1 protein-coding gene is annotated in these 813 nt (G+C 61.1%); it reads right to left on the bottom strand.

Annotated elements, in window-relative coordinates; genetic code table 11:
* Window positions 1-54 precede the first annotated feature (54 nt).
* The coding region (locus HMPREF3092_RS02795; protein ID WP_042962186.1) for an IS6-like element IS6100 family transposase at window positions 55-813 on the bottom strand (759 nt) is incomplete at its 5' end.

The following is an 813-nucleotide window of genomic DNA, read 5'->3' as shown; positions in this document are numbered from 1 at the left end:
GGCTCTGTTGCAAAGATTGGCGGCAGTCAGAGGTAGGCTGTCGCTCTGCGCCGATCAGGCGGCTGCTGCGAAATGGTGGTTGAGCATGCCCATGGCCTCCGTCAGCGCCGAGGGCCCAATGCCAAAAGCTCTCTCCACAAGGCGCACCTCGCCCCTGATGCCGGGCTGCAGGCACCAGGGGCGAGCCTGTCCTTTGCGCAGGGCTCGCATGACTTCGAATCCCTTGATCGTGGCATAGGCCGTGGGGATCGATTTGAAACCGCGCACCGGCTTGATCAGTATCTTGAGCTTTCCGTGATCGGCCTCGATCACGTTATTGAGATACTTCACCTGCCGGTGGGCCGTCTCCCGGTCCAGCTTTCCTTCGCGCTTCAATTCGGTGATCGCTGCACCATAGCTCGGCGCTTTGTCGGTATTGAGCGTGGCAGGCTTTTCCCAGTGCTTCAGGCCTCGCAGGGCCTTGCCCAGGAACCGCTTCGCTGCCTTGGCGCTGCGGGTCGGCGACAGGTAGAAATCGATCGTGTCGCCCCGCTTGTCGACTGCCCGGTACAGGTAGGTCCACTTGCCCCGCACCTTGACGTAGGTTTCATCCAGGCGCCAGCTCGGATCAAAGCCACGCCGCCAGAACCAGCGCAGCCGCTTCTCCATCTCCGGGGCGTAGCACTGGACCCAGCGATAGATCGTCGTATGGTCGACCGAAATGCCGCGTTCCGCCAGCATTTCCTCAAGGTCGCGATAGCTGATCGGATAGCGACAATACCAGCGCACCGCCCACAGGATCACATCACCCTGGAAATGGCGCCACTTGAAATC

Source organism: Brevibacterium sp. HMSC24B04 (assembly GCF_001806835.1).
GTDB classification, from domain to species: Bacteria; Actinomycetota; Actinomycetes; order Actinomycetales; family Brevibacteriaceae; genus Brevibacterium; species Brevibacterium ravenspurgense.
This window is presented reverse-complemented; position numbering and strand designations above follow the sequence as displayed.